Source organism: Bradyrhizobium sp. Mp27 (assembly GCF_029953005.1).
GTDB lineage: Bacteria > Pseudomonadota > Alphaproteobacteria > Rhizobiales > Xanthobacteraceae > Bradyrhizobium > Bradyrhizobium barranii.
Map to the genome: position 1 here is coordinate 1 of NZ_JASAUS010000322.1, position 4,460 is coordinate 4,460.

Sequence of the window (4,460 nt, forward strand, 5' to 3'; positions counted from 1 at the left end):
CGGCGGCTCTTCTTCGTCATCTTCGCTCCTGATTCGCAGCAAGAATCCTCGCCGCTGTCAGGCAGAAAATCCACTCAAGCTACTGTCCGAATTTGCGGGGCCAGCTCTGAGGCACGCACGCGGTGCGCAGCCCGTGTCGACAACATGAATATCACGCCGGTTGGCGGCCGACTGCCCAGGTTCGACCTCTGGGGCATACACAGACAGTACGAACAAGGCGGCGGCAATGAAGGCGGAAATTGCGACGGCTGAGAGCGTTTTGATCATTGGTTGCGGTCGTGTCATTCGCTGCTTTGGCTCGTGAACTTAATGATGATTCGCGCTTTGGTTCGTTGGAGAACCTAGCTTGAGCCGCATATTCAAACCCTTTGTGTTTCTGATCGCTGCCATCTACTTCCTGGTGGACGCCGTCTTTTTCACTCTCTTCAAACCTGTCCTTCGCCGGCTGGCGGATTGCTGGGTTTTCGAAAGCTTACGAGCGTGGATTGTGTCGCTTCGTCCATATCCTACTCTGGCGCTGTTCATCGTGCCGGTCATTTTGCTTGAACCTGTTAAGCCTGTTGCGGCTTACCTGACGGCGACAGGCCACATCGTTGGCGGGCTTATGGTCCTCATCGTTGGCGAGCTTCTCAAACTCCTGCTTATTGAGCGTCTCTTCAGCGTTAGCCGCGATAAGCTGATGTCAATTCCTGTTTTCGCCTGGTGCTACGACAGGTTTTGTCAAGGCCAGGGCTGGGTCATATCCCTGCAGGCATGGCAACTCATGCGTCGTTGGAGCTCCAATGCCAAGCACGCTGTTCAAAGATATGTCCTTGAATTTAAGGCTGCGCAGAAGCGCAAGAGGCTTTCTTGGCGATCGCGCTGAACGTCGAGCTCGCAGGCCAACTAGCCGTCTTCAGTTTAACTGTTACCATCCGGTCGTGGATGCAAGTAGTCCAACTTGACGCGAGAGCGCGTCCCAGGGCCACACACCGCACGGCTGAGCAAATAGCGCCACCAGATGTTTGTTGAGAACCTATTCTCTGCTGACAGGTTGTGTCGTCGCCCAGATCCCCATCCCGGGATCTAAACCGGCGCTCGCAGCCCGGAAGAAATCCACTTTATCGAATGGGTTTCGCAGACGACAATTTAGCGACGTGATCGCAATTGACGCCCCGAAACGTGCGCATCTCGAATCCGATCCGAGAAGGCTTAATGTGCGTCAGGATCATTGGACCCAAGCATTGGGGGCATATGGGGCTGAATTGCTATGCGGCTTGCGTCGAACAAGACGGCTAAGGAAGGCATGATGCTCACCTAAACTCAGGCGAGAGCGCTACAGAACTCTTAGCCATCGAAGATGCCGTGATGGGACGGTGATTCACCATGGGATCATCGCTATCTCCCGCGCCGTTCTATTTTGCTCACTTTCGAAAAGTTAACGAATTAGGACACCTGGGAAAGCACAACGCCACCAAGCCCAATAATGCTTGGTGGCGTTGGATTAGGTCCGGACAGCGCAATCCCCCGGTGATTACCAAAACAGCAGACATGCACTGCGATCGTCTGTTCAAAATTGCTCACTTTCAAACTTGAGCATTGGTATTTTTAGAGTTAGCCACTGTTGTCGGAAGCAGGCCAGCCCACCGTTCGGACCGTCGTAGTCTAATCAGGACCACTCGCAATTTGAAATTTTGACAGTGAGCAAAAGTGAGCAACGCGCCGCTGCTGGATTTGGTCGGCTACAAACGGAAGCCGCAGCCATTCTGTGATTTCTCTCAAGATCCAGACGGCGCCGAGCCGTGCGAGGATCGGTAACTCGTACATCGCAATAGTTTTCTGATACCTGATCGTCTCGTCAGTGCAGTCGAGCAGCGAGTGTGGAAGAGTAAGAACCTAAGACCTACATTTGCGAGCGGGCTTTCTGGGCGCGCAGGAACATAGATTGACCTTGTCGGTTAGCTCGCCGGGACTTCATCTTAGGGAGTGTGCGCCGTGGAGAACGATCGAATTGCCGGCTCGGCGAAGGATTTCGCCGGTAAGGTCGAGGGCACCGTCGGCGATATCGCCGGCGACGCAAAGACCCAGGCAGCAGGCCGCATCCGGGAGGCGACAGGCACCGCGCAGAACCTGTACGGCCAGGCCAAGGATGCAACGCGCGAAGCTACGGATGCCGCCGTCAACTACGCCAAGGACGCTTATGAGAACAGCGGCGATACATTCCATGACGGCTCGCAAGCGATCGCGAAGAGAGTGCAGGACAATCCGCTCGCTTCGATGTTGATCGCGGGCGCAATCGGCTTTGTGTTGGCGCTATTGACGACGCGCCCGCCGCGCCATCCGCGGCAGCGTGGGCGATAACGGCTACGACGGCCACATCGGAACAATTCACGCTTTTTGATTGATTGGCTGTTTGTCGACTCGGAGATTAGATTGTGAGTGATGACATCCCGCTGGCCCCTTTCGCCCATGAAAGTTTGGATTCCGTTCCAGAACCGAAATCCATCATCGCGGAAGGCTCCGAAGCTGTGAAAGGGACAGTCCATCGGGTTGCCGGCGCGATAGAAGCAGGTCGAAGGCCAGGGATGCCGCTGAGCATCTTGAGCAACATCGCGCGCGAAGCGCCTCTTGCTTCGTTGTTAGTCGCTTTCCTGTTGGGAGTTGCCATCGCCCGCCGCCGATGATGGTTTAGGGGCGCACTAACCGTCCCAGGCTAATCAGATATGCTGACCCCTCGGAGGCTGCCTAGCTAGAGCGGGTACCCAATACCGGCACCCGCCCGCAATGTCCGAGACGGGTCCCACGAACAAAGTCATGCACCGCAGCAGCTCGCAGCTTTATTTGATCGCCCTATCGGAGCGCAGCTAACATTTCCGGCGGGATCGTCTGGGCTGGGAAACGCAGGATGCTTCAGCCGCGCTCAGCGGCCGCGACGTAGCCGGCCGTGGCCTCGTCTTTGTCAGCGGCGAAGGCTGCCAGAACTTCGGCCTTCTCGCGCTTCGAGACCTTGAAGAAGTCTAGGGGCCGTCCGAGTTCCGCTGCGACCTCATCGAACTCTGCGGGGGAAATCCGGAGGTCCCGATGGGCCTCATCAAGGCCGAGCGACGTCGTGCGGGGTTTGGTGGCCGTGAATGACCGCATTCTGATTCAGACGCCAGCGAAGTGAGTTTTGACCGCCAAGACGCGAACCCGCCGGCCGCCCCCCTTGCCAGGGTCGAAGTGTCGCTTCCCGTCAAAAAACGCCGCATGTCGAGAGTTAGTACTTAAACTCCGGCATGGCCTTCAATTCGTCCTTGGTGGCGTTATACACCGCGTGATCGGGATACCAACGCGTACTGGCGCGGGTTGTGGTGGTTGTCGTGGTGGTTGTTGCGGCACCGGTGGTGGTTCGCGTGGTGCTATCTGGAGCGGGAGTGGTTGCAGGCGCATTTGCCGGTGCGGACGTTGTTGACGAAGTTGTCGAGGTCACCGGCTGGTCAACCCACTTCAGCTTATCGAAGGCGACCGCCACGTAGTGTTCGCCCAGGCCGAGAACGCCGCCCACACCCAGAATGACATTGGCCACCTTGCCTGACCTATCCAAAATCACGTCGTGGATGTCGCCGATCTTCTCGTTTGCTTCATTGTACACATCGACGCCGGCGAGCTCGGACGCGCGCCACTCACCCTCCTTGTGCGTGGTAGCACTGGTTGTCGAAGCCGCTTGGTTTGTGGCTGTTTGCGCCGCCGCCGCGCCGGTCATCGACGCGATAGCCAGGAATGCTATTGCAAGACATTTGGAAATCATGATGTTCCTCCATTGTTTTGGTGAACAATAACGCGGTGTGACTTTGGTTCCAGCGACGGAACAGTAAATGTGTCCCTTGCGGCGCGTCTCTGAGAAGCGGCGGACACCCGCGCTCAAGCAATTGCGCGTCTCATTCGATCATCTTGTCGGCGCGAGCGCAGCGTGAGTTGCTGCCTTCTCGACACCCGTGGCGGCAGAGTCGACTGCGAACCACTCGGCGCAACCCGGCAAACTGCGCCTGGTGATCATCATGCGCCAAAAAAGGCGAGAACTGAGTTCCGAAGCAACCATTGGTGGCGGCATTGGTCCACTGTTACAAACAAGGGAACGTTCAAAAAATGTCCAATGCAAATCAGATTCACTCGAATCAGAATTTCGGGCAGCAACAGAATAGTAGGCGAACTCGCGAAGCACACGACAAGCAGCTACAGGAAACCAGAGGGCGGCTTAAGAGCCGTTCTCATTTTCTGAGCCAACCGCCGCGGGAGGTCCTATTTGTTCTCTTCTTCGAGTCTTTTTCGAAAGCGAGCAATGTTGACCAGCGTGGATGGAGCCAAAACACTATATTGATTAGATCACCGCCCTAGCCCGTCTTATTCGCGAGAGGGCGCCTGAGAGGCTGGCGAGCGTGGTGTAAAGCGCTGATGCGGCGTAGGATTCGGTTGCGAAGCCACCCCATCACCTTCAACCGCGA

General features: G+C 56.5%; 6 protein-coding genes. 4 read left to right on the top strand and 2 right to left on the bottom strand.

All coding sequences use genetic code 11. The annotated features are described in order from the left end of the window. The 4 genes from QJT78_RS48935 to QJT78_RS48950 all read left to right on the top strand — a co-directional run. Positions 1-252: hypothetical protein (locus QJT78_RS48935; protein ID WP_281460774.1), on the top strand; the 252-nt coding region annotated here is incomplete at its 5' end. A gap of 94 nt (positions 253-346) precedes the next feature. Next, complete coding sequence (locus tag QJT78_RS48940) at positions 347-865, top strand: hypothetical protein (RefSeq protein ID WP_248888388.1); 519 nt, start codon at positions 347-349, stop codon at positions 863-865. Between the two features lie 1,109 nt (positions 866-1,974). Next, positions 1,975-2,340, top strand: coding sequence for a CsbD family protein (locus tag QJT78_RS48945; protein WP_038935038.1), 366 nt, complete (start codon positions 1,975-1,977; stop codon positions 2,338-2,340). Positions 2,341-2,414: 74 nt separating this feature from the next. Then, positions 2,415-2,663: a hypothetical protein gene (locus QJT78_RS48950; protein ID WP_281460775.1), complete on the top strand. Its 249-nt coding sequence runs from the start codon at positions 2,415-2,417 to the stop codon at positions 2,661-2,663. Between the two features lie 226 nt (positions 2,664-2,889). Here QJT78_RS48950 and QJT78_RS48955 read toward each other — a convergent pair whose 3' ends face one another. Together QJT78_RS48955 and QJT78_RS48960 are read right to left on the bottom strand one after the other, a co-directional pair. Further along, positions 2,890-3,120 carry a hypothetical protein gene (locus QJT78_RS48955; RefSeq protein WP_281460776.1) on the bottom strand — a complete coding sequence of 77 codons (231 nt, stop codon included), beginning with the start codon at positions 3,118-3,120 and terminating at the stop codon, positions 2,890-2,892. A 115-nt stretch (positions 3,121-3,235) separates the two neighbouring features. After that, positions 3,236-3,766, bottom strand: a complete 531-nt coding sequence (locus tag QJT78_RS48960; RefSeq protein ID WP_281460777.1) for a PRC-barrel domain-containing protein — start codon at positions 3,764-3,766, stop codon at positions 3,236-3,238. Between the last annotated feature and the right edge of the window lie 694 nt (positions 3,767-4,460).